Genomic DNA, 20,326 nt, shown 5'->3' on the forward strand with positions numbered 1-20,326 from the left:
TTCGCTATTCTAATGCTTATATCCCCAGAATCTGTTTTTTCTTGGCCTCAAAATCAGAGGGGGTAATAATTCCTTTGTCTCGTAATTCGGCTAAGCGTTCAAGGTCATCGTAGCCGCTCCGAACCGGCTGTCTGGGGGCTTCATGTGTGGTATTCTTTGGTTCAGTTTTATTGCGATACCTGATATCGTCTATCAAGTCCTTCAAATCTTCAAAGTCTCTTGCCTGTTTGGGGTTGAAAGCAACGCTGTTTTCGTCATGTACTGCGTCCCACATGCCGCCTTTGGACTCATGACTACCGGAAAAGACAAACTGAATATAGCCGTTGGTAATGGAGCCTGGCCGCTTGAATTGGATACTGGTTAAGCTGCTAATAGCGATATCTTTCTCGCCTCGGTTACCAAAGCCGATAGTCGCGTGAATACCCTTACGGCATATCCGGACAAACTGGTTATATAGTTCTACCTGCCCGTTGATACCTCTGGCTACAAATAAAGGCTCTTCGTACATGGCTTTCTCCGCAGATATTTAGACTTTCATAATCAAGCATCATTTGAGAATAGGCATATAAGTGCAACGGCACCATTCGCATCCTTCAACTGGTAACGGCATCTTTTCAATGGCCTCTTTTATCGTATATGTCTTACCATTCAGCGCTTTACACTTAGCACAAGTTGTATCATTTGACGCTGATAATATTTGCACCTTGGAATAGAATCTCTCGTTATAATAACTTTTCAATAATTCCTGATGGCTTTGTTGCATCAGTGAAAACCACTCATTGCCTTGCTCATAACGTAATCTGGCCATTTGCCAAGTAATTGTTGAAGCTGACTGTAAATCATTCTTTTTGATGTAATTTGATTTTTTCTTGTTAAGTATACCCCAAGCCACATCTCTAATAGAATATTGAGGATTTGCAATACGAACTGCTTTTATAAAATCAGTCATCGATCCACTATTTTTCATAGCATCTAAACTAACAGCATCAGCTTTTTTAAGTAGTAATTTTATACCATCTACAGTACGCACATATATATCTTGTTTACATGCAGGGCAAGCTTTCTGCCGTGCTGGTACAGGAGATAGAATTACATCACAGTGGGGACAGTTAGGTTTAGATGTGAGAAGCGTTTGCATCTACAATTTTCTCATCTGATATATCAAACGGCCTTGAATTTCTACGTCAGTAGCCAGGAGGCGCTTGTATTCGCCATTGGAACTTTCAAGGCGTAGATGGCCGTTCTCTTTGTACACGTGCCTTGCCAGAACCTCTGTACCGCCAATACGGACAGCATAAATCTTGCCGTCTATGATAGGAGCATCCGGGTCTATAAGTACGTTATCCCCATAATGAAGGCCGTCACCGCTTAAACTCTCACCGCCAATCTTTAACGCAAACACTCTATCTATCTTTCCCTCCACTACTTCTCTCGGCACTCGTATAACGCCTAAGTCTATCTCTTCTTCAACGGCGGGGTTACCAGCAGGTATAACTCCCCTTACAGGTATCTCAATTATCTCTAGTTTCTGTAGTTTGTCAGCAAAATCTGATGTGAATGCCTTTAGCATATCCGCCATGGATTTGTCGGGCAATCCCGCTTTGTCGCTAGTTTTCACTTCCATAAGGTCGTCAGTACTAACGTCCAATGCCCCAGCTAACTTCTGTGCAGTTTGAATGGTTATGTTAGGTATTCTCCCGCACTCAATATGATTAACATAGGTTCTACCTAAACCGGAGAGTTGACCTAAAGCTTCTTGAGTCAGCCCTTTACTGGTTCTTATCTCCCTCAATTTATCAGCGATGCTCATTTTTTCATTTTTATCACTGGTTTCTGATTCTATCAACTCTTCTAAGTTAACTCCTAATGCGGCAGACAAGCGACGTGCCACATCCAGTGTAATATTAGTTCGCTTCCCGCTTTCCACGATGCTAAGGTAGCTTGGGTCTAGCTCTGCTTTTATTGCAAGTTGTCTCTGGCTAATACCACGCAACTCTCTTAACTCTTTAATTTTATCCCCAATTTTCACCTATTTATCCCCCTACGGGCATTTTCTCATTAAGTTATGAATAAAATCAATATGTATTTTTAGTCAATACCCTATTGACAATATTCATATCTTAGTGCATAATAACCATATGAATATAGTCATCACTCAATTAAACAATATTGCTATCCGGTCATCTCTCTCTACTTCCAAAATTGCAAAGATGATTGGCGTTGACTCGTCATACCTCTATCACGTCAAAAGTGGGCGAATTAAGCCCGGCCTTAAGTTCTATTCCGGTGTAGTCAACGCCTTTCCTGCCCTCAAGCCCTTAGTAGATGCCGAAATCTACGGAAAAACTAATTATAAGCACACTGAAATACCTGTACGCAAGACCTTTCTGACTAAATGCTTGGAGGCATTCAAATGAAAGAACTTACCTGTTCCCACTGTGGGCATACCGGCTCTGACGTGCATGAAGTCAACTCCTACATAGGCGGACAAGGCTACGTAGAGATACCGCTTTGCGATGATGGCAAGGAATGCTGGAAACGCTGGGACGTCCAGCATGGTATCCGCAAACCTGAGTTGGTGGGTGCAAAGTGAAAGCCTTAGGCGAAAAGGAATTCGCCAAGATGACTGTGATTGTTGAGTACTCAGAGAAGCCTAATCCGAGAACGGAGCGCCTGATTGACGAGATGATTGCAGACGCATACATGGCGTACATGAGAGATAAAAAGGCCGGAGAGCAGCAACTCCCCGGCGGAAAGGAATAAAAGATAAACCTTCACCAAATTCATTGTAACCCGAACCTTAAAAATTCACAAGGAGGCATCACATGGAAATATTCGGATTCTTTTTCTTCTGCCTGTATGCCGGGTTCGTTCTTGGGTTTGCCTTCAACTGGAAGTGGCAAAAGGTAGAACACAAGCCCCGGATTATCAACAACGTCAGATAAATCAACAAGGAGTTTGAAATGACTTATTTACCGGAAGTATTGGAAGGCGGGATAGACCGCAAATATAAAGAACTCGGTTTCAGGCTTGAAGAAGACGACCACTGTGTCTGTCTGTATTTCAAGGACAAACTGGTAGACCGCTTCACCATCTTCGTTACGCCCATAACCTTGAGAAACAGGTGCGAGGACTACCTGAATAACCTGAATTCTGAATTAGCAGGAGTGAACTAGATGCCTATAAAAGGATTAAGTGAAACAAGAAGGATGCCCCGGCTGGGTAAGATACACCTTGGTATCAAAGCCAAAAACGCTAACGGGGTTGAATATCCAAAAGCAGTTGACTATTTTGTCTGCCCCCCGGAAGTACAGGCTGTATTCGGGGAAAAACCTAAGGAACTGGCGATAATGTTCCCTTTGGAAGACGAAGCCAAATTTGCCAGCCAGTATTACAGATGCTATTCAAACCTTCGCGGTCTGGTATGCAAGGGTGACGGGGAAATATCCACTCGCTTGATTGATACCGCCACCGGAGACTTCGCCGGCAGGGACAGCAAAGAAACTGTGATGAAGGACCTTCCCTGCACAGGACGGGATTGCTCCCAGTATCAGGCTAAAAAGTGTAAAGAGGTTATGAACCTCCTGTTTCTTTTGCCCTCTGTACCTGGCCTTGGTATCTGGCAACTGGATACCGGCTCAATAAACAGCATCATTACCCTCAATAGCGCAATTGAACTTGTACGGGGTGTTTGTGGCAGGGTAAGCATGATACCTCTTACTCTGGCTATAGAACCGCGTGAAGTAACCGCAGAGGGCAAGAAAAAGACTATCAACGCTCTTACCATCAAGGTTGGCGTCACCCTGGCTGAAATTCAAAAGTACGCCGCCCTACCAGTGGGCAAAGTATTACTGCCGCCCCCTGACGATGAAAAGCCGGACATGCTGTATCCGGAAGTTGAGGGGATTGAAGAAGAGGAACCGGAGCAGGAAAAGGTAAAGGAGCCGGCTGGTAATGAGGCACAGTTAGCCCATATACGGGAACTGTATGCCAAGCTGAACTTCAAAAAATCAGGCTGGACTGCTTATCTTGCCAATGCCAAACTCCCCAGCGATATAAGTCTCATGACTAAAGAACAGCTTGACTGGGTAGAAAAGGATTTGACCGAGAGAGTTTCCTTGCAATAACGGGTAATAGTAACGGGCAGGAAATCTCCCTCCCCTGCCCGTTACCGGCCCGGATACGGAGCAACATATGTACGAAACAGGAAGAATAAACACTTACAAAGATTTAAATGACCTTATAGACGCCAGACCTAACGGCGGGTGCAGGGTTGCTGATACCTACCTATCCAAAAGATACGGCAGGAAGGCTTATTCCTCATGCTTTGAGTGTCCTTTTGCTGAGTGCAAGGGCAGAGAATACGACCTATTCAGGCAACCAAAACGGGAGCTATGCCACGCCTAACCGGGCAATAACGAGAAGGTAACAGAACATGAATAAAAATGCCTACTATTTCCCACATGACTGTAACGCGGCAGATGACCCGAAGATACTGGCCATGCGATTTACTTATAAAGCCGAAGGGTACGGGTGGTACTGGATGCTGGTTGAGCAATTGAGGCAACAGCAAGACTACCGTATTTCAGTTGAAATACTGCCGATGTATGCCAAGAAATTTGATGCCCCGCCTAAGAAATTCGCCCAGTTTATAGACGACTGCGTCAACAAATATCACCTCTTTTTTGTAGAAAATTTTTACATTTTTTCTGAAAGTTTAATAAAAAGAATGGAATTTATTGAAAATAAATCAGAAAAAGCCAAAAGTGCCGCAAGTGCCAGATGGACACGTGAGGGGTCTGTAGCTTCAAAAAGTGATGCAGACGCTATGCAGACGCAATGCGTTCGCAATGCAATAAAAGAAAATAAAATAAAAGAAAATAAAATAAAAGTAATTACCCCCTTACCCCCTAAGGGGTATGCAGCTGATGCCGCTGTTTCCAGTAAAGAGGGTACGGATTTTGTTGATACTGAAACCGGAGAGATACTCACCAAACCTCCTGTGAATACCCCTGCTAAGGAAATCCCGGAAAAAGAACCCGTTTCAAATAATTCTGCCGGGCCAGCCCTTCAAGTGGACGCTGACTTCGGGGAAATCTGCAAACAGTACCAGAACAATATTGGCAACATCTCCCCTCTAATAGCCGATGAGATAAGAGGCTGGGTGGACAATTACCCGGCTGAATGGATTTTAGAAGCTATACGCGAGGCTGTACTTGCCAATGCCAGAAGGCCGAAGTATATCAGCGCCATACTGGACAACTGGAATAAAAACGGGCTTAAGGCGAAGCCTAGAAACAAAGACGCTCCCCCACCTGATACCCACTCCGATACAGCCCGGACAAACATAGAAAACCAGATAAGTATCAGGGTGCGGCAAGAGATAATCCGCAATGAAAAGACAGGCAAGCCGGCAAATCTGGACAGTATCCGTGACAGGGTAAGGCGCGAAGTAGAAGCCGAATATGCCGAATGCGGGAGTAACACATGAACAATAAACAGTTAGCTGACTGGGTGGAGTTAATTATAGCCATTTTCTTTCTCGGAATGTCAGTCGGCTTCTTTATCAAATTCATCATTTCAATTGTGGAGTGGATAGCGGAATGACAGTAGAGACAAAGAGAAATTACCGCAAATGGACGCCTGAAGAAGAACTTGTTTTAAAAGAATATGACGGCAGTGCCAAGAGTGCAGAAACTCTGGCCAAGAAACTTGATGTTAATCCTGAATGGCTACGCTGTAAAGCCAACAGGTTACTAAATGCCGAAGTATCCGGGGAGAAAGGAACTACTGATAATCCCAGCTTATTTACTGTGGATGATATCTGCTATGCGTTGGGCGTGCCGGAACACAAGGTTAATACATGGATAGCCACAGGCGCACTCAGGAAAGAGCGGGTACCGGGTGGATTTGTAGTCACCCGGCAAGAACTCAAGAGGTTTTTCTTTAAATTCACCGGCGAACTGGAAGGCTGGCAACCCAAACCCGAAATACTCAAGGACATTATCCAGAGCGAGATTAAGAATGACTGAGAAACTGACCGAAGCCCAGCTCAAGACGTCCGTAGACCAGTATCTCCAGTACGGAATGAACATGGGCTTATGGTATAGCGACCGGCTGAATAGTGGCAACTTCTTTGTACCGGCTGGTGAAAACTACAAGGGCAGGCTTATCCGGGGCTGTAGAAGGGGTACAGCCGATTATATGGTACTTCAAAGGCGAACTGACGGCACAGTCACTTACTGCCAGGTTATCTTTCTGGAACTCAAAGGGAATAAAACCCGTATCAGCCCTGAGCAGCGTGTCTTTGCAGATATGGTTATCGCACTTGGGGCAGAGCATTACTTTATCCGGTCACTGGAAACACTGGAAAAGATACTGCCGGTAGAGGCGGCTTAGATGAAGCGGACAGAGTTAAAACGCAGGACACCCATGAAAAGGATATCCAAGAAGATGCAGAGGCAGAGGGCAAAGGAAGTGGTACTGAAAAAACAGATACTCAAAGAGCAGGGAAGATGCGGTATGGACGATAGCCGAGCCGCCTGCCTTATCTGTGGGAAATGGGCATTACTGCATAAGCACGAAATCAAATCACGTGGTCAGTGCGGTGACGCCCTTGATAGGAAAAACTGCGTCTGTATCTGTGGTTCTTGCCATGAGGATTGTACCAACGGAATTATCAAACTTGTGGTAGACGAAGATGACCTGGTAGTGACGTGGGTAAAGACGTCAAAGACAAAACGAATTTTAAATTACATGAAACCACTAGAGGTGACGGCATGACAGCCATATTAAATTTGAGAGGAAATAAACAAATGTTCACAAAAGCACAGATAACACGTCAGGCAAAACAGAGAGGAGAGATTAAGGCCAAGATTTTAAAGGCTTTCGGCGAGGATTTTATAAAACAAAAGCAAAAGCAGCTTTGCACTATTTGTAGATTAAGACGAGCGGGGGGGGGCTGTAGTGAAGGATTATACCCGATTGATACTCATGGCAATAACTGTTGTTACTTCAGTGTAACTAGCAACAGGCAATAGGAGTGTAAGAGATGGTAAACAGGAAAATTTGTCAGGGAACAGGTAAACCGCCAATAGAATCATCCAGCAGTCCGCTGTATCCGGTTTGTCCTATATGTGGCAAGGAATTTTCAGGGCAAGGGCATAAATATAGTACACATGGTTATTGGCGGGAAGGTTGCCCTAAACATTTTCAGGAGTTTAAGAGGGTGGAGGCACAACAGTGAGAGTAGTTTATGAGACAAAAGGCAAAGCCAGAGAATACTTTGAACTGGCAGTCAATCTATATAGTGGCTGTACTCATGGATGCACATATTGCTATGCACCGCAGGTAGCTCATAAAAGTAAGCTGGAATTCCTTAATGCCCAACCGAGAATAGACCTGTTGAAAAACCTTGAATTGGATTGTGCCGAGCTTGAAAAGGCAGGCGAAGAACGCCATATACTGATGAGTTTCTTAACTGACCCTTATCAGCCGTTACCATGGGGAATAAGCATTACTGGTAAAGCCATACACACTATTAAAACGCATGGCTTAAACGTGGCAATCCTATCTAAAGCAGGTGATTGTTGCGACCGTGATTTAATGACTGATAATGACTGGTTCGGGCAAACTCTCACGCTTGATAATCCTCATGACAGCAGGAAGTATGAGCCAAATGCGGCCAGCCCATTATGGCGGCTGGGAAGTTTAAGAGCGGCTCACAATGCGGGTATACAAACCTTCGCATCATGCGAACCGATAATCAATCCAGCCCAAACACTGAACCTCATAGAGCAGTCTGCCGAATTTGTAGACCGCTTCTTAGTAGGTAAGTGGAATTACGATAAGAGGGCTGACCTTATTGATTGGGCTAAAGTTGCTAATCGGGCTATAGAACTGCTAGATAAATTAGGTAAGAATTACTACATCAAGAAGGATTTGGCCGCCTATATTGGTCATCCAGAAGGAATAAGAGTGGAGGCAAAGTAAATGGAAAACAGGAAATTTACAGAGGTAGTAACCGAATGTTCTGAGTGTCCAAAACATCATGAATTAACTGAGGGAATAGTAAAAATTCATTGGTGCGCTAAATACCGTAGGGAAATTAATCTCCCGCCTCTATTCTGGGGGGCGCGTATGGGGTGGTTTCCAAAGTTTTGTAAATTAGAGAAATCTTAAAAGGAGAGCAAAGTAAATGAGTGATAAATTAGTCAAGAAGGTTGCAACTGGAGAGACATTTATAGCTACCGATTGGGATGACGAAGAGTTAAGGCAAACTCGTCTTTCTATGTGGCGATTAGACCCTCACCAACATCAACCCATGCCGTGTGACCATAAAATGTTCCAGCGTCCACAAGATTATGGATGCGTTTTTATCAGGTTCAATGTAAATACTTTTATGATAGAGGAATATTGAGCCATGCCTAACTTAGAAGATGTACTGGTAGAACATAATAAAATTTGTACTGCCCCGGGGGCTGCTATTTGCCCCCGAGATGGGTGTTCCGCATGTGAGTTTAGTACTGATACATGTGCTTCAGGATGCCCTCGTTGCGCTCAAGAGAAACTGCTTGCTTGGCAGAGAGAAAACTGCAAGCTTGAACCGATTAAGAACACTTTTCACCCCATTGAAATGAACCGTCAACTATTTCAAGACCAGCAGGCCGTAAATAAGATACTAGGAGTGGAGTAATGACCAGAGAGATTAAATTCAGAGGCAAACGGGTTGATACAGGGGAATGGGTATTCGGATACTTTGCTTATATAAGCGATGGCACTACAGAACATAAGAAAATACCAGTAATTTTCACTGGCGATACTGGGTATAACTTGTATGAAGAGTTAGTGATTAAACGCTTTGAAGTTATCCCTGAAACAGTAGGGCAGTATACAGGATTAAAAGATAAGAACGGCAAGGAAATATACGAAGGCGATATTGCCACTATAGCTTGGCATCCTGAAGAACCGCTTAAGAAGATAAAGAATTTATGGGTAGTGCGATACAGCGGATGGAAATTCAATGCAGAGCCGAACAGGGAAACACTAAAGCCTCTGGGTTCAACATATGCAGAGGTATTAGAGGTTATAGGCAACATCTATGACAATCCAGAACTATTAAAGGAGATTAAATAAGATGATAAGAACAGTATTCAATAACGGTAAATATATTAAATACGAACATCATGGGGTAGATACTATAGTAAGAAAGGATTTAAAAGGCAAACATAGGGAAAGTTGTTTGTGCTATGAGTGTTCATTATTAATGTCTCCTTGCCCGATAGCTAAAGACTTATTCGCATTAGATAAAAAATATCACATTGTAACGCCAGTTTTTGAATGCCCTGATTTTAAAGAGGAAAAAGAGGTTTGACTATGTACGAACCGAGTAAAGAACTGATAGAGCAGATAGCCAAAGAATTCCAAAACAGGAAGCCCTTAGATTATCCATTAACTGATGCAGAGGCATATATTAAAACTGATATATGTGTCCAGTTACCCACTATCCTTAAGGCTCTTGAGCACATGGAGAACCGACCTCAGTGGCAGGATAAGCCAGATAAAGAGGGCTGGTGGTGGGTTAAATCTTCAAACAAGGAATTAGGTATTTGGGTTGTTGAAATACTTAAAAAGGATGGCACTCTACTTATACCAAAGTACATATCCATGATTGGTGGAACAAAAAGTTATCTCTACATACCAGAACCAGAACCTTATAAGGGAGAGGAATAGATTTTGCGGAACATATAAAAAAGTCTGATTTTATCTTGGGAGAATGGCATACCGGTATTATAATATAAAGCAGGTAGATTTGAAGGAGCTGACAGAGAAGGAACTAGCCAAGATAATAACCAAAATCCAAGCCGTGAAAGAATCCGGCTTCGGAGAGGTTAAAGTCTGCATCAGAAACGGCTCTATCTACCGCATTATCAAAACCGAAGAGGAAATGATGGAAACCTCTAAGAACTAAAAACTGAATAATTAGGTCCTTACAGAAGAACTGAGCAGGACATTCCCGAAAGGGCGTGTCCTGCTTTTTTATTTGCGCGAGAAAGAGAGGCTATATGGCAACCGAGTGGCTAACAGAAAAATGCCCCAGGGCTAACTGCAATGGCACGCTGTATTTGGATGACACGTTAAGAAGCCATGAGCGGAGATACAAATGTTCACTTTGCAGCCGTGAATGGGGAGAGGCAGAACTCAAGCGGGAACTGGAATCCCTTAAAGACAAACTGAGAGGCCGCCAGATATGAGAGAGAGATATTTACGTTGCACTATCTGGGAGTGCCTGCCGGAGATAATCCAGTTGAAACTGAGGGCATTAGCGTCTGCCGGCTGGTGTCCGCCTGGGGAACATTCAGCCTTTGCAGGGCTGGAAAGCACCGAGGAGATTGACCGCCTGATGAGACAAACCCCCAGCCATGTTAAGCGGGGTAAAGCATGGTAAGAGAGGCGTATTTCAGACCTGCTCAAATACGTTTCAAAGTGGAAGACGTCATGTGGGTAATCGCTACAGTTTTACCTCAGGAAGAGGGATACTGGCCGCCTGAACCCTGTATTGAAATAAGCGCCGGCGGTCAAAGGTCTATATCCCATGTCGCACCATTTGAGGCAGCCTGCCAAGTCCGGGCAGAGGTATCTGAACGGCTCAGGATGACAAAGGAAGATGGTGAAACCCTATTGTGGGAGTTACAGAAGGGCGGAGTAGACTACTACCCTGTGCTGTGTCCTGCGGCCCGTAAAGCCCTGTTATATATCAGCTCAGGCTGGAAAAGAAGAAGGCAGACATACGCCGAGTGGAAAGCCCATAGAAAAGCTACTAACAAGGTCTTCGCAGTAAAAGGATAAATTTGTCCTTTTTTATGTGAAAATCTGTTGACACAAACGTATGCAGTTTATATACTTAAGAAAAGTAAAAGTATACAAAGTTTCCAGCAAGCCGGTGTAACAGCCGGCTTTTTCTATTGGGTGAGAGATACGGCGGCATACTGGCGCAACGTGGGAAATAAATTCTCTTAATGGCAGCAAAACCCTTAGGCTACCAGCCCAATAGACTTATCCCCCCAAAGGAGCGTGTCTCCGATGGGAATATATGGGGCAACCTGCCGAGATAAGACCGCAACTTGTCTTGGTTATATAGAAGCCCAGGGCGGTATTGCAGGATGAAACCGCCCACATTATCATCCCCAGTTGTAAAGGGAAATTATACAACTGGCCACTCCGGTGATGCGTTGCCGGAGACTATAACGCAGGGTAGAGCAGCGGTTAGCTCGTCTGGCTCATAACCAGAAGGAGCTGGGACAGAACCGGCACCCGTTACCAAAATTCACGCTTTTGACTGAGGAGAATTATGCATTATCGTAAAATCCGTATTTCAAGGGCAGAGACCAAGGATGAACACAGAGTAATCATGGAACGGTTATTAGGTAGGCCTCTAAGAAGCGACGAGGTTGTTCATCACATCAACGGTGATAAACAAGATAACCGTCCTGATAATTTACAATTGATGACATATAAACAGCATAATAGCCTGCATTTTTCACCCGATGAGCCGCGTATTTGTTCGATTCCCGGGTGTGGAGGAATACATGATGCTCAGGGATATTGTAAAAAACATTGGTTCCGATGGCGAAGGACTGGTAGTCCTTATGGATTAAAGGGGCATAGTAGCAGAAATACTGCGTGTATTCCTTAGCCGCCCCCTGCAACCAGCCTTTACCATAGCCCGCCTAACCAGCGGGCTTTATTATTTCCCCTTACAAAATCTTACGTAATCTTACGTTTTTTGACAAAACTAAAGGAGAAGGTTTTGAAATTACCAGAGGGCGAAACCAAGGCATCTTTGTTAGCCAGATATGACCTTGCCAGAGGTGATAAGGATAAAATTATGGAGCTAATGGCTCTCTGTGGGCGCAGTTCAAGAAACTCACTCAGAGACTTTATGTCCACCTTACGCTGTGAGCCAGACCCTCAACCTTTCAGCATGGGTATAGCTCCAACTTTAAAAGACCATCTGGAAGCCTTCAAAGCCTCAGACAAAATCGTATCATACCATCAGCAAGTACCCTTTGAGTGGGTATTTGAGATTAAAACAAATAAACCAGTTGCAATAGTACATACCGCAGATTGGCAATTGGGAGAGTCCGGGGTAGACTATGAGCAATTTGAAGCAGACCATAATACGTGGCTAATTACGCCCAATCTCCTCGTTAATGTTGGCGGAGATGGGTATCAGAATATCATTCAGACTTCCAAGATGGGGTCTTCGCATAACCAACAGCCGATAGTAAGCCAGCGGGGTATTTACTACACGGCAATTAAACCTTTGAGCGACGCGAAAAAGCTTCTTGCCATAGGTACAGGCAACCATAACTACTGGTCTGCCTTACTTTCGGGAGAAGATTGGGATATGGAGTTAGCCCACCGGCTTGATGTTGCCTATTCCAGACATGCTTCGGTAATCCACGTCAAGGTTGGCAAAATGGACTATCCGATACTCAGGATGCATAAGGGCCGGTTTAACTCCTCGTTTAATTTAACCCATTCAGCTAAACAGCATCAGAGAATGGATTTCCCGGATGCCAGAATAGTGGTTGTTGAACATCATCACTGCCCAGCGGTTGAGCAATATTACTATAACAATAAATGGTGTTGTGCTATCCGGCCCGGAACTTACGCTGTCAATGATGATTTTGCTCAACAGAATGGTTTTTTCGGTGCAAGGGTAGCAAATCCAACAGTGGTTTTATTTCCTGACGAAGACAAGATAGTTGGCTTTTTGGATATGTACGCTGCCATTACTTACTTAAAGGCGGTCAGTTAGGATGACAGAAGAATTTGACCATGTGCAAGATAGCGGGGAACGGCAATCATTTCAGACCGGTGCAGTCCGAGACGCTCAAGACCACAAAGGCCGCTATGACCTGTTACCGCCATATGCCATAGAACGCTTGGCAAAACATTTTGAAAACGGCGCAGTCAAATATGCTGCTCGCAACTGGGAAAAGGGTATACCCCTAATGCGCTATATAGATTCCGGTATGCGTCATATGTACAAACTGATGGATGGGCAGACAGATGAAGACCATGCGGCAGCCGCCATGTGGAATATTGCCTGCTATATCCAAACTGAGAAATGGATTAAGGACGGCATACTCCCTAAAGAGCTTGATGACCGCCCTGTACGGATACAATGGACATAATAGGCTGGCTTGGCGTCTGTATAGGCGTTGTAGTGCCACTCCCCCAGCTTATACGCATATTCAAGACGGGTAAGGTCGCCAATATCTCAGTTTTAACCTACGCCTTACTGGTCGTCACTATCACCTGTTATCTGCTCCATGCCATACAGATAGGCGATGCTGTTTTTACAGTGAGCAATGCCTTTAATCTTTTAACAAACAGCCTGGTGCTGATTATGCTCATAAGAGGCCGATATGACAGAGGCAGATAGAACTGAACTTATACTGGACAGCCAGATAAAACTGCGTGACCGGTTCTGCACTGAGGCCATGCTGGAACTGCAAGACCGCTATCCCGGCAGGCCTCTTTGTAACCGCCAGTGGTTTAATACCTATATCAGGCTGTGGAGCGAGTACGCAAGGACTAACTAACTACCTACTGCCTCAGCCAGCTTCTCAGTAACGAACTGGTTCAGGCTCATCTTATCCATAGACGCCTTTTGAGATAGTTTGCGGTGCAGTTCCGGGCCGACCCGGACATTGAACTTACCGCTGAACTTCTGCTGTGGTTCAGGAATTTTATACCCACGTTCCAGTTGGTCTTCAAGCCACATTCGCTTGTGGATAGCCAAACTCTCAAGAGCTTCTTCTGGAGTATCTCCATCACCTATGCACCCTGATAACTCTAAAGCTCTGGCTACATAGTAAGTACCGCCGTCATTATCTTCGTCAGGCTCAATGACAACTGTATAAGGCAATCCCATATAGTAGTCCAAGTTCTTTGATGCTGTTTTCATATTAACCTCCAGACAGCCTGTTATTTCAGGCTGTCTATTTTATTGATTAAATCCTTTACATAGCAAGTGCGAATTGGGTTTGTTCTCGGATAAGGCAGGGAGTATTGCCCAATCTGTGCTTTTGCGTGAGACCCACCCATTTTGATTGTTCCGTATTTATTGACCAGCCATTCAAAATCTTCAAGTGAAACATTCTTAGGGTTCTGGCGTATCTTCTGCTCTCTTTTATCGCTGGTGGTCATTTCATTAACTCCTTACATTCATATAGTACCATATACAGTACCATGTGTCAATACTTTAATCACTGATTATCAAAATATTTTTAGCGGGCAAGTTATGAAACAGTCAGTATTTTACGCCTCACTCCCCCCTATTCAATCAGCAATCAAAATCGGGCAGGACGGGGCAAGAATCCAGTTAGATATTCCTGAAACTGAACTGGATAAACTGGCCCAAATAATCCAGTGGCGGGATAAAGTCTTAAGAATAACCATTGAACCGGTTGAAGGTTACATTTATGGTGCAAAAAGCGAATAAAAAGACATCTGACAAAACAGCAAAAAAGGTTGGCCGTCCCCGAATAAACATAGATTGGGAGATGGCTAAAAGATTATGTGAAATACACTGTACCCAAGAGGAAATAGCCAGCGTACTCAGGGTGTCTGTTGATACTCTGGACAGAGCAGCTATACGCAAATTCAATCATTCTTTGTCTGAGTTTATGCAAAAGAATTCAGAGATTGGCAAAGCCAGCTTACGCCGGATGCAATGGGAAGCATGTATGGGTGTAGCCCCTCAACTGGCAAAGGATAAGAACGGCAATGTAATTCTTGACCGCAAGGGCAAGCCAACAGTCATCCCCGGTATTCCTCCAAGCCCTACAATGCAAATCTGGCTTGGTAAACAATATCTCGGACAGGTTGATAAACATGAGATTACGGGGAAGAACGGGCAGGAACTTATGAACCAGCCCATTATTCAAGTTATTTCTGTGTCTGCCCAACAGGCTACTCAGCGAATTACGGCAGGCGAAGGGACAGAACCTTGTGCAGATTAAAACTACCCGGATTTATGAACAGAATGCCAATGCATGGCTGAAACGCAAGGAAGGTATCCGGCGTGCTTTAAATGAGGGTGGTACGTCCTCAAGCAAGACTTTCTCCGTATTGCAAACTATCTATCTCATTCTCTCCCACTCAAAACGCCCATTACTGGCAACAATCGTTAGCGAATCATTACCGCATCTGAAACGGGGTTGCATACGGGATTTCTTTACAATCCTTGATGAGTCTCCCGACAACAATCCCAAATACAATAAGACAGACCACATTTACACCTTTGTCAATGGCTCCAAGCTGGAATTCATGGGCTTGGATGAGATAGGCAAAGAACGTGGGCCGAGACGGGATATCCTCTACTGCAATGAGCTTAATAACCTCAAGTGGGAAGTGGTGCAAGGGCTTGATGTCCGAACCAATCTATTCACATTTGCAGACTGGAACCCGACCTCTGAATTCTGGGTGCATGAAAAGTGGATAAACCGGCCTGAAAACATCTATATCCACTCAACCTATCTTGACGCTTTGAATGTATTGCCGCCGGAAGTGGTGGCCAATATAGAAAGCAATAAAGACACAGACCCCAACTGGTGGAATGTGTACGGGTTGGGCCGTATAGGCAAGATTGAAGGTCTGGTATATCCGATGTTTGACCAGGTCAATGAATTACCCCCAGGTGATATGTTCTACGGCTTGGACTTTGGTTATTCAAATGACCCTACAGCCCTTGTCCGGTGCGTTATTCAGGGTAAAGACCTTTACTGCCAAGAGCTTATTTACCAGTCAGGTCTTACCAATGATGCTATTGCCTATCGCATGAGCGAGCTTGGTATCCGTAAGGGTTATGACGAGATATTCGCAGACGCGGCAGAACCCAAATCCATAGAGGAAATACATCGGCATGGGTTCAATATCAAGTCATGTCCTAAAGGGGCTGACAGTGTGGAATACGGCTTACAAAGAGTACGCCAACATCGCATCCACTGGACAAAGGACAGCTTAAACAGCATCAAAGAAATACGAAACTATCGGTATATAGCCGATAAAAACGGAGCCTTAACTTCCAAAACCACTCATCAGTACAGCCACATGATGGACGCAATGAGGTATGGAGTTATAGGCAAGATAAACAGAATTCCCATTATAGTGGCTTAGGGGGAGCGTGAATGTTAGACACTCTAAGAGGCAATATCGCTAGTTTTATATATCCGAAGCATCAGAAGGCCAAGACTGCCGATGTGGTTGGTTTCCAATTTACCTCTGACCAGCCCATCTATACCAATATGTCAGTTGAAAAGGGTACACGCGAAGGTTATGCCTGTTCCGTTTACGTCTACCGGAGTGTGAGGACTATCATTCAGGCCGCATCTGCTATCCCTTGGATGGTTGTAGATAAGGACGGAGAACGCATACCCGGCCATGAATTTGAAAAGCTAATGGCCAAGCCTAACCCGTATTTTTCCGGGCAGGACTTGATAGAATTCACGATTGCCCACTTATGCTTAGTGGGCAATTCCCTTTGGCAGCCTATCTTTGTAAATGGGAAACCGCGAGAATTCTGGGTAACAATGCCGGATAAAGTTAAGCCTGTTCCGGGTGGTGATTGGATATCACGCTGGGAAGTCAAAGGAGAAGGTGGCAAAACAGAAAATAGACCGCCTGAAACCTTTATCCACTTCATGCAGGTAAACCCCGGCAATCCTTATTGGGGTATCGGGCCGCTACAGGCAGCTGCTAGAACTGTAGACACCGATAACGAAGCCCAAGACACTCAGAAGGTCACCATGCAAAACAGGGCAATGCCTTCGGGTATTTTATCACCTGATACAGACATACCCCCTGACCAGTTTGAACAGACACAAAAGCAATTCAAGGAGCTTTATAAAACCAAGACTGCTCGGCGTGAACCCTGGCTCTTAAATGCGGGTATGAAGTGGCAACAGATGAGCTTATCAGCTGTTGAAATGGACTTCATCGCTTCCCGATTACAGAATAAACGTGATATAGCCGCCGCTTTCGGTATCTCCCCAATATTCTTGGGAGACCTTGAGCAGTCCAGTTATAACAACATGGCTGAGGCCCGTAAGGCTTTATACCAGGATGTAGTAATCCCCATGCTTGATGATATACAAGCTACCCTCAATATGCGGATAGCTCCCTTGTATGGAGATAACCTGTCAATAGCCTATGACCTTTCAGGTGTGGCGGCTCTGCGAGGAGACTTCACCGCCAAGGTAACACAAGCCCAGACACTTTTTAACATGGGCGTACCCTTTGAACAGATAAACAGCCGTCTTGAGCTTGGATTTGAGAAGTTCACAGGCTGGGATAGAAGTTATAAGCCGTTTAATCTGATGGCAGACGGAAAGTCCATGCAGTTACCTGCCGGCAATAAATCAGAAGTCATGTCTGAGGAACAGAAGACTGCCGCGTGGAAACGGATTGACTCCCGACGTATTGGTTGGTGGAGTGTTGTTGGCGACAAGGTTGAGGAGTTATACAAAGAAAATGGCGACCTATTGGCAAAGGCCAAAGGTAAAACCCCCACTGAATACATAAACGCCGCTAAAAACGCCTTGGAATCAACTACCCCTGAATGGGAGAAGAAACTCTCCGCCATGTATATGTCCTTGATAGAGGATTTTGGGGGAGAGATAGCCGGTGATTTAGGCATGAGGAAAAAGGCCGATGAGCCTTTTGACCCCTTTACTGAAGCGGCTATGGCTTGGATAAAAAAGAATGCCGCCAAGACAGTGACTACCATCATGGAAACTGAACTTGAAGCAATAGCCGGGATAATAGAGGCTGGTTTTGCTGATGGTTTATCTATCCCCAATATCAGTAAGCAGATTAGGCAGTACTATGATGACAACTCCGCATGGAAAGCCGCACGAGTTGCCAGAACAGAAGTGGCAAAGGCAGCCGGATATGGGCAACAGGAAGCGGCCAGACAATCCGGTGTGGTAAAAACTCACACTTGGCTGGCTTCCAGAGATGAACGTACCAGAGATTCGCACTCTTATATGGATGGCGAAACAGTACCTCTTGGCAAGCCCTTTTCCAATGGTTTGAAGTATCCGGGTGACCCCAGCGGTGGTGCGGATGAGGTAATTAACTGCCGGTGTACAGAGTTATACGGCGTAGATTAAGTAACAAGTTATCAAGCAAGCCCCCTTAGCCGGGGGCTTTTTTATTGGAGGCAATTATGGCTGAGACCATAGCCGATACACCTATAAACACTATCAATTGCCCATATTGCAGTAACCCGAATATCAGCCGGTCTGAGTGTGTTGATGAAGGCTGGTTATGTCTGGACTGCGGAAGAACATTTAATTTTTTTGAGGTGATGGGTATGACACGAATACTGGAACACAAAGAATACAAACTCGCTATTAAGGCCGTTGATGAAGAAGCCGGCACTTTTGAAGGTTACGCTTCAACCTTTGACTCTGCGCCGGATTCTTACGGCGATGTAGTTGACAAAGGTGCGTTTACCAAAACCATCAACGAGAACAAGAAGCGTATAAAGCTCTTATTCAACCACAACGCTAACGAGCCAATCGGCAACATTCTTGAACTTAGTGAAGATGATGTTGGGCTACATTTCAAAGCCAAACTTTCCTTAGGCGTACAAAGGGCGAGGGAAGTGCTGGCGCTGATGAAGGACGATGTCATCAACACGATGTCCATCGGGTATGACACCATCACCGAGGAATGGAAGGACAAAATCCGCCACCTCAAAGAAGTCAGATTATGGGATATCTCCCCGGTTACCTTTGCGGCCAATCCTGAGGCCGTAATTACCGGGGTTAAATCAGGGCGGGTATTATCCGCCTCCAATTTATCCAAAGTTAAAGAGGCCATTTCCGCTTTACAGGCACTTGTGGAGTCTGCTGAGCAGGACGAGGAGCCGGCTAAGTCCACTCCCCCCACTGTAAGAGACCCGGAAGCCGCTGAATTAGAGAAAGCGGTTAAAGACCTTAGGGCTGCTTGCCTAGGTTTTGACTTTCAAAAAGCTGAAGCCAGTATCGCAAGCAATTTCAAGAAAATAGAAGGAGAAAGTAAATAAATGGAAAACAAGGAATTAGCCGAACTGATTCAAGGTGCAGTTGCTGACCTCAGGAATCATGCTGCCCGGATGGACGAGGAAGCCAAGAAATATGGCGCCGCTTCTGCCACCGCTCAGGCCACAATGGAAAAACTGAATACCCGCATTGACGGGCTGGAGTTGAAACTTCAGAAAAACGCCATCGTACCACCCGGTGAGGCTGAAAACGCCGAAAAGAAAGCACATACCACAGCCTTCTTCAAGTGGATGCGGCATGGCAAATCAGGGCTGGAACCCGCTGAACGCAAAGCCCTTGTTCAGGACACTACCGGTCTTTATCTGGTGCCTGAAGAAATAGAGAAGGAAATCATAAGGGCTATTCCTGGGCTGAACATTTTCCGCACCTTGGTTCCTTCTCGCCCTATTACCACTGACAAAATCCGCAAGCGGACTCTGACCGAGGTGTCTATGGGCTGGGGCAAGATAGAAACCGGTGCAAGCATCACCGAGTCCACCCCCACTCCTGCCACTTCCTACATTTACGCCGAAGACCTGTACGGCCTGGCTAAAATCGGCGAGGATGAACTGGCTGATGTGGATGCCAACTTGTCCGCCATTATCGCTGACAGCTTTGGGGTAGCAAGAGGCGAATCCGAAGAAGCTGCCTTTGCAATTGGCACCGGGCATACGTATGAACAGCCCTGCGGTATCGCCGTAGACTCTACCTTGCTGACCGGTATCGGTAGTGGCGCTGGAGCAGGGGCTGTCGGCACTTATGGCCGCACTTGGGCTACTGATAACACTGTCACTGTTGAAGACCTCCTGAAGTGCGAATATGCTCTGCCGGCTCAGTACAAGAAAGGCGCTGTCTGGCTGATGAACAGCAAGACCGAACTGGCTCTGCGCCTGCTCCGTGCCGGTGGCAGCACTACAGGAGATGGTCCGTTCCTTTGGCAGCCTTCACTGATTGCCGGTCAGCCCAACACCTTTGATGGTTTCCCTGTTTACAACAACGACAGCATGAAATATCCCGCTGATACCACTGCCGGTATCAACGTCATATTCGGCAACTTCCAGTTGGGTTATCGCATCATTGACCGCCAGGGTATGTTCATCCAGAGGCTTGACGAACTGTACGCCGAAGATGGTCTCGTGGGCTTCAAGGCTCACTTCCGCGTAGGCGGCGATATAATCCGCCACGCTGCCTTCCAGGTTATTGCCAACGATGTCTAAACCCTCAGA

At 45.4% G+C, this 20,326-nt stretch carries 33 protein-coding genes, 1 tRNA gene and 1 pseudogene; 30 read left to right on the forward strand and 5 right to left on the reverse strand.

Going from position 1 to position 20,326, the window contains the following annotated elements:
• Nucleotides 1-16 precede the first annotated feature (16 nt).
• From ASJ33_RS05510 to ASJ33_RS05520, 3 genes are read right to left on the reverse strand one after another with little or no spacing between them, the layout of a single operon-like run.
• Nucleotides 17-508 (reverse strand): DUF4429 domain-containing protein, encoded by a 492-nt coding sequence (locus ASJ33_RS05510; RefSeq protein WP_041331003.1) that lies wholly within the window; start codon nucleotides 506-508, stop codon nucleotides 17-19.
• A 39-nt stretch (nucleotides 509-547) separates the two neighbouring features.
• A complete protein-coding gene (locus tag ASJ33_RS05515) occupies nucleotides 548-1,138 on the reverse strand; it encodes a hypothetical protein (RefSeq protein WP_072555720.1) in 591 nt (196 codons plus the stop codon).
• Complete coding sequence (locus ASJ33_RS05520) at nucleotides 1,139-2,029, reverse strand: helix-turn-helix domain-containing protein (protein ID WP_052465196.1); 891 nt, start codon at nucleotides 2,027-2,029, stop codon at nucleotides 1,139-1,141. It abuts the gene before it with no gap.
• 384 nt (nucleotides 2,030-2,413) lie between these two features.
• Between ASJ33_RS05520 and ASJ33_RS05530 the strand changes: the two genes are divergently transcribed.
• The 24 genes and pseudogenes from ASJ33_RS05530 (at nucleotide 2,414) to ASJ33_RS08430 (ending at nucleotide 13,613) form a co-directional block, all read left to right on the forward strand.
• Nucleotides 2,414-2,593: a hypothetical protein gene (locus tag ASJ33_RS05530; RefSeq protein ID WP_041331006.1), complete on the forward strand. Its 180-nt coding sequence runs from the start codon at nucleotides 2,414-2,416 to the stop codon at nucleotides 2,591-2,593.
• Complete coding sequence (locus ASJ33_RS08420) at nucleotides 2,590-2,763, forward strand: hypothetical protein (RefSeq protein ID WP_155760396.1); 174 nt, start codon at nucleotides 2,590-2,592, stop codon at nucleotides 2,761-2,763. Before ASJ33_RS05530 ends, ASJ33_RS08420 begins: the two co-directional genes overlap by 4 nt.
• Before the next feature lie 200 nt (nucleotides 2,764-2,963).
• Nucleotides 2,964-3,176 (forward strand): hypothetical protein, encoded by a 213-nt coding sequence (locus ASJ33_RS05535; RefSeq protein ID WP_041331007.1) that lies wholly within the window; start codon nucleotides 2,964-2,966, stop codon nucleotides 3,174-3,176.
• The gene (locus ASJ33_RS05540) at nucleotides 3,177-4,127 is read left to right on the forward strand and encodes a hypothetical protein (RefSeq protein WP_052465197.1); all 951 of its coding nucleotides are present in this window, start codon (nucleotides 3,177-3,179) and stop codon (nucleotides 4,125-4,127) included.
• 67 nt (nucleotides 4,128-4,194) lie between these two features.
• A complete protein-coding gene (locus ASJ33_RS08425) occupies nucleotides 4,195-4,407 on the forward strand; it encodes a hypothetical protein (protein ID WP_148311291.1) in 213 nt (70 codons plus the stop codon).
• A 28-nt stretch (nucleotides 4,408-4,435) separates the two neighbouring features.
• Nucleotides 4,436-5,491, forward strand: a complete 1,056-nt coding sequence (locus ASJ33_RS05545) for a Lin1244/Lin1753 domain-containing protein (protein ID WP_052465198.1) — start codon at nucleotides 4,436-4,438, stop codon at nucleotides 5,489-5,491.
• Between the two features lie 112 nt (nucleotides 5,492-5,603).
• Complete coding sequence (locus ASJ33_RS05550) at nucleotides 5,604-6,032, forward strand: helix-turn-helix domain-containing protein (RefSeq protein WP_072555724.1); 429 nt, start codon at nucleotides 5,604-5,606, stop codon at nucleotides 6,030-6,032.
• On the forward strand, nucleotides 6,025-6,399 hold the full coding sequence (locus tag ASJ33_RS05555; RefSeq protein WP_072555726.1) for a hypothetical protein: 375 nt from the start codon (nucleotides 6,025-6,027) through the stop codon (nucleotides 6,397-6,399). Before ASJ33_RS05550 ends, ASJ33_RS05555 begins: the two co-directional genes overlap by 8 nt.
• The gene (locus ASJ33_RS05560; protein ID WP_072555728.1) at nucleotides 6,400-6,783 is read left to right on the forward strand and encodes a hypothetical protein; all 384 of its coding nucleotides are present in this window, start codon (nucleotides 6,400-6,402) and stop codon (nucleotides 6,781-6,783) included.
• Between the two features lie 459 nt (nucleotides 6,784-7,242).
• Nucleotides 7,243-7,992 (forward strand): hypothetical protein, encoded by a 750-nt coding sequence (locus ASJ33_RS05570; protein ID WP_072555732.1) that lies wholly within the window; start codon nucleotides 7,243-7,245, stop codon nucleotides 7,990-7,992.
• A gap of 205 nt (nucleotides 7,993-8,197) precedes the next feature.
• Entirely contained in the window at nucleotides 8,198-8,419 is a 222-nt protein-coding gene (locus tag ASJ33_RS05580) for a hypothetical protein (protein ID WP_072555736.1), read from the forward strand.
• A 275-nt stretch (nucleotides 8,420-8,694) separates the two neighbouring features.
• Complete coding sequence (locus tag ASJ33_RS05590; protein WP_072555740.1) at nucleotides 8,695-9,135, forward strand: YopX family protein; 441 nt, start codon at nucleotides 8,695-8,697, stop codon at nucleotides 9,133-9,135.
• A 1-nt stretch (nucleotide 9,136) separates the two neighbouring features.
• Nucleotides 9,137-9,373: a hypothetical protein gene (locus tag ASJ33_RS05595; RefSeq protein ID WP_072555742.1), complete on the forward strand. Its 237-nt coding sequence runs from the start codon at nucleotides 9,137-9,139 to the stop codon at nucleotides 9,371-9,373.
• Nucleotides 9,374-9,375: 2 nt separating this feature from the next.
• A complete protein-coding gene (locus ASJ33_RS05600; RefSeq protein ID WP_072555744.1) occupies nucleotides 9,376-9,732 on the forward strand; it encodes a hypothetical protein in 357 nt (118 codons plus the stop codon).
• A 43-nt stretch (nucleotides 9,733-9,775) separates the two neighbouring features.
• Nucleotides 9,776-9,970 (forward strand): hypothetical protein, encoded by a 195-nt coding sequence (locus ASJ33_RS05605; protein WP_072555746.1) that lies wholly within the window; start codon nucleotides 9,776-9,778, stop codon nucleotides 9,968-9,970.
• Nucleotides 9,971-10,064: 94 nt separating this feature from the next.
• Nucleotides 10,065-10,253, forward strand: a complete 189-nt coding sequence (locus ASJ33_RS05610; RefSeq protein ID WP_072555748.1) for a hypothetical protein — start codon at nucleotides 10,065-10,067, stop codon at nucleotides 10,251-10,253.
• Nucleotides 10,250-10,447, forward strand: a complete 198-nt coding sequence (locus ASJ33_RS05615; protein WP_072555750.1) for a hypothetical protein — start codon at nucleotides 10,250-10,252, stop codon at nucleotides 10,445-10,447. The genes ASJ33_RS05610 and ASJ33_RS05615 overlap by 4 nt, the downstream gene beginning before the upstream one ends.
• Nucleotides 10,441-10,848, forward strand: a complete 408-nt coding sequence (locus tag ASJ33_RS05620) for a hypothetical protein (protein ID WP_072555752.1) — start codon at nucleotides 10,441-10,443, stop codon at nucleotides 10,846-10,848. The genes ASJ33_RS05615 and ASJ33_RS05620 overlap by 7 nt, the downstream gene beginning before the upstream one ends.
• Nucleotides 10,849-11,247: 399 nt before the next feature.
• A tRNA-Met gene (locus ASJ33_RS05625) sits at nucleotides 11,248-11,322 on the forward strand.
• A gap of 88 nt (nucleotides 11,323-11,410) precedes the next feature.
• Nucleotides 11,411-11,467, forward strand: a pseudogene (locus ASJ33_RS08675) (hypothetical protein); the annotation flags it as partial.
• A 342-nt stretch (nucleotides 11,468-11,809) separates the two neighbouring features.
• The gene (locus tag ASJ33_RS05635) at nucleotides 11,810-12,823 is read left to right on the forward strand and encodes a hypothetical protein (protein WP_072555756.1); all 1,014 of its coding nucleotides are present in this window, start codon (nucleotides 11,810-11,812) and stop codon (nucleotides 12,821-12,823) included.
• Nucleotide 12,824: 1 nt separating this feature from the next.
• Complete coding sequence (locus ASJ33_RS05640) at nucleotides 12,825-13,202, forward strand: dATP/dGTP diphosphohydrolase domain-containing protein (protein WP_072555758.1); 378 nt, start codon at nucleotides 12,825-12,827, stop codon at nucleotides 13,200-13,202.
• Entirely contained in the window at nucleotides 13,193-13,453 is a 261-nt protein-coding gene (locus tag ASJ33_RS05645; protein ID WP_072555760.1) for a SemiSWEET family sugar transporter, read from the forward strand. Before ASJ33_RS05640 ends, ASJ33_RS05645 begins: the two co-directional genes overlap by 10 nt.
• Complete coding sequence (locus ASJ33_RS08430) at nucleotides 13,437-13,613, forward strand: hypothetical protein (RefSeq protein WP_155760398.1); 177 nt, start codon at nucleotides 13,437-13,439, stop codon at nucleotides 13,611-13,613. Before ASJ33_RS05645 ends, ASJ33_RS08430 begins: the two co-directional genes overlap by 17 nt.
• Here the strand turns inward: ASJ33_RS08430 and ASJ33_RS05650 are convergent.
• Both ASJ33_RS05650 and ASJ33_RS05655 read right to left on the reverse strand, forming a co-directional pair.
• The gene (locus ASJ33_RS05650; RefSeq protein WP_072555762.1) at nucleotides 13,610-13,978 is read right to left on the reverse strand and encodes a type II toxin-antitoxin system HicB family antitoxin; all 369 of its coding nucleotides are present in this window, start codon (nucleotides 13,976-13,978) and stop codon (nucleotides 13,610-13,612) included. The genes ASJ33_RS08430 and ASJ33_RS05650 overlap by 4 nt on opposite strands.
• 20 nt (nucleotides 13,979-13,998) lie before the next feature.
• On the reverse strand, nucleotides 13,999-14,220 hold the full coding sequence (locus ASJ33_RS05655) for a hypothetical protein (RefSeq protein WP_072555764.1): 222 nt from the start codon (nucleotides 14,218-14,220) through the stop codon (nucleotides 13,999-14,001).
• Between the two features lie 94 nt (nucleotides 14,221-14,314).
• On the opposite strand from ASJ33_RS05655, the gene ASJ33_RS05660 reads away from it, so the two are divergent.
• The 6 genes from ASJ33_RS05660 to ASJ33_RS05685 are packed head-to-tail and all read left to right on the forward strand — an operon-like array spanning nucleotide 14,315 to nucleotide 20,317.
• A complete protein-coding gene (locus ASJ33_RS05660; RefSeq protein ID WP_041331045.1) occupies nucleotides 14,315-14,515 on the forward strand; it encodes a hypothetical protein in 201 nt (66 codons plus the stop codon).
• On the forward strand, nucleotides 14,496-15,035 hold the full coding sequence (locus ASJ33_RS05665; protein WP_072555766.1) for a hypothetical protein: 540 nt from the start codon (nucleotides 14,496-14,498) through the stop codon (nucleotides 15,033-15,035). The genes ASJ33_RS05660 and ASJ33_RS05665 overlap by 20 nt, the downstream gene beginning before the upstream one ends.
• Nucleotides 15,025-16,191 (forward strand): PBSX family phage terminase large subunit, encoded by a 1,167-nt coding sequence (locus ASJ33_RS05670; protein ID WP_172812217.1) that lies wholly within the window; start codon nucleotides 15,025-15,027, stop codon nucleotides 16,189-16,191. Before ASJ33_RS05665 ends, ASJ33_RS05670 begins: the two co-directional genes overlap by 11 nt.
• Before the next feature lie 11 nt (nucleotides 16,192-16,202).
• Nucleotides 16,203-18,185 carry a phage portal protein gene (locus tag ASJ33_RS05675; RefSeq protein WP_072555768.1) on the forward strand — a complete coding sequence of 661 codons (1,983 nt, stop codon included), beginning with the start codon at nucleotides 16,203-16,205 and terminating at the stop codon, nucleotides 18,183-18,185.
• 56 nt (nucleotides 18,186-18,241) lie between these two features.
• Nucleotides 18,242-19,105, forward strand: a complete 864-nt coding sequence (locus ASJ33_RS05680; protein ID WP_072555770.1) for an HK97 family phage prohead protease — start codon at nucleotides 18,242-18,244, stop codon at nucleotides 19,103-19,105.
• Nucleotides 19,106-20,317, forward strand: a complete 1,212-nt coding sequence (locus tag ASJ33_RS05685) for a phage major capsid protein (protein WP_072555772.1) — start codon at nucleotides 19,106-19,108, stop codon at nucleotides 20,315-20,317.
• Nucleotides 20,318-20,326: the final 9 nt, after the last annotated feature.

Origin of the sequence: Dehalococcoides mccartyi (genome assembly GCF_001889305.1) — a bacterium.
GTDB lineage: Bacteria > Chloroflexota > Dehalococcoidia > Dehalococcoidales > Dehalococcoidaceae > Dehalococcoides > Dehalococcoides mccartyi_A.

Bases quoted from the DNA above. Each gene is read 5' to 3' on its own strand.
- ASJ33_RS05510 (WP_041331003.1), bottom strand. From the start codon at position 508: ATGTACGAAGAGCCTTTATTTGTAGCCAGAGGTATCAACGGGCAGGTA.
- ASJ33_RS05515 (WP_072555720.1), bottom strand. From the start codon at position 1,138: ATGCAAACGCTTCTCACATCTAAACCTAACTGTCCCCACTGTGATGTA.
- ASJ33_RS05530 (WP_041331006.1), top strand. From the start codon at position 2,414: ATGAAAGAACTTACCTGTTCCCACTGTGGGCATACCGGCTCTGACGTG.
- ASJ33_RS05535 (WP_041331007.1), top strand. From the start codon at position 2,964: ATGACTTATTTACCGGAAGTATTGGAAGGCGGGATAGACCGCAAATAT.
- ASJ33_RS05540 (WP_052465197.1), top strand. From the start codon at position 3,177: ATGCCTATAAAAGGATTAAGTGAAACAAGAAGGATGCCCCGGCTGGGT.
- ASJ33_RS08425 (WP_148311291.1), top strand. From the start codon at position 4,195: ATGTACGAAACAGGAAGAATAAACACTTACAAAGATTTAAATGACCTT.
- ASJ33_RS05545 (WP_052465198.1), top strand. From the start codon at position 4,436: ATGAATAAAAATGCCTACTATTTCCCACATGACTGTAACGCGGCAGAT.
- ASJ33_RS05550 (WP_072555724.1), top strand. From the start codon at position 5,604: ATGACAGTAGAGACAAAGAGAAATTACCGCAAATGGACGCCTGAAGAA.
- ASJ33_RS05555 (WP_072555726.1), top strand. From the start codon at position 6,025: ATGACTGAGAAACTGACCGAAGCCCAGCTCAAGACGTCCGTAGACCAG.
- ASJ33_RS05560 (WP_072555728.1), top strand. From the start codon at position 6,400: ATGAAGCGGACAGAGTTAAAACGCAGGACACCCATGAAAAGGATATCC.
- ASJ33_RS05580 (WP_072555736.1), top strand. From the start codon at position 8,198: ATGAGTGATAAATTAGTCAAGAAGGTTGCAACTGGAGAGACATTTATA.
- ASJ33_RS05590 (WP_072555740.1), top strand. From the start codon at position 8,695: ATGACCAGAGAGATTAAATTCAGAGGCAAACGGGTTGATACAGGGGAA.
- ASJ33_RS05595 (WP_072555742.1), top strand. From the start codon at position 9,137: ATGATAAGAACAGTATTCAATAACGGTAAATATATTAAATACGAACAT.
- ASJ33_RS05600 (WP_072555744.1), top strand. From the start codon at position 9,376: ATGTACGAACCGAGTAAAGAACTGATAGAGCAGATAGCCAAAGAATTC.
- ASJ33_RS05605 (WP_072555746.1), top strand. From the start codon at position 9,776: ATGGCATACCGGTATTATAATATAAAGCAGGTAGATTTGAAGGAGCTG.
- ASJ33_RS05610 (WP_072555748.1), top strand. From the start codon at position 10,065: ATGGCAACCGAGTGGCTAACAGAAAAATGCCCCAGGGCTAACTGCAAT.
- ASJ33_RS05615 (WP_072555750.1), top strand. From the start codon at position 10,250: ATGAGAGAGAGATATTTACGTTGCACTATCTGGGAGTGCCTGCCGGAG.
- ASJ33_RS05620 (WP_072555752.1), top strand. From the start codon at position 10,441: ATGGTAAGAGAGGCGTATTTCAGACCTGCTCAAATACGTTTCAAAGTG.
- ASJ33_RS05640 (WP_072555758.1), top strand. From the start codon at position 12,825: ATGACAGAAGAATTTGACCATGTGCAAGATAGCGGGGAACGGCAATCA.
- ASJ33_RS05645 (WP_072555760.1), top strand. From the start codon at position 13,193: ATGGACATAATAGGCTGGCTTGGCGTCTGTATAGGCGTTGTAGTGCCA.
- ASJ33_RS08430 (WP_155760398.1), top strand. From the start codon at position 13,437: ATGACAGAGGCAGATAGAACTGAACTTATACTGGACAGCCAGATAAAA.
- ASJ33_RS05650 (WP_072555762.1), bottom strand. From the start codon at position 13,978: ATGAAAACAGCATCAAAGAACTTGGACTACTATATGGGATTGCCTTAT.
- ASJ33_RS05655 (WP_072555764.1), bottom strand. From the start codon at position 14,220: ATGACCACCAGCGATAAAAGAGAGCAGAAGATACGCCAGAACCCTAAG.
- ASJ33_RS05660 (WP_041331045.1), top strand. From the start codon at position 14,315: ATGAAACAGTCAGTATTTTACGCCTCACTCCCCCCTATTCAATCAGCA.
- ASJ33_RS05665 (WP_072555766.1), top strand. From the start codon at position 14,496: ATGGTGCAAAAAGCGAATAAAAAGACATCTGACAAAACAGCAAAAAAG.
- ASJ33_RS05675 (WP_072555768.1), top strand. From the start codon at position 16,203: ATGTTAGACACTCTAAGAGGCAATATCGCTAGTTTTATATATCCGAAG.
- ASJ33_RS05680 (WP_072555770.1), top strand. From the start codon at position 18,242: ATGGCTGAGACCATAGCCGATACACCTATAAACACTATCAATTGCCCA.
- ASJ33_RS05685 (WP_072555772.1), top strand. From the start codon at position 19,106: ATGGAAAACAAGGAATTAGCCGAACTGATTCAAGGTGCAGTTGCTGAC.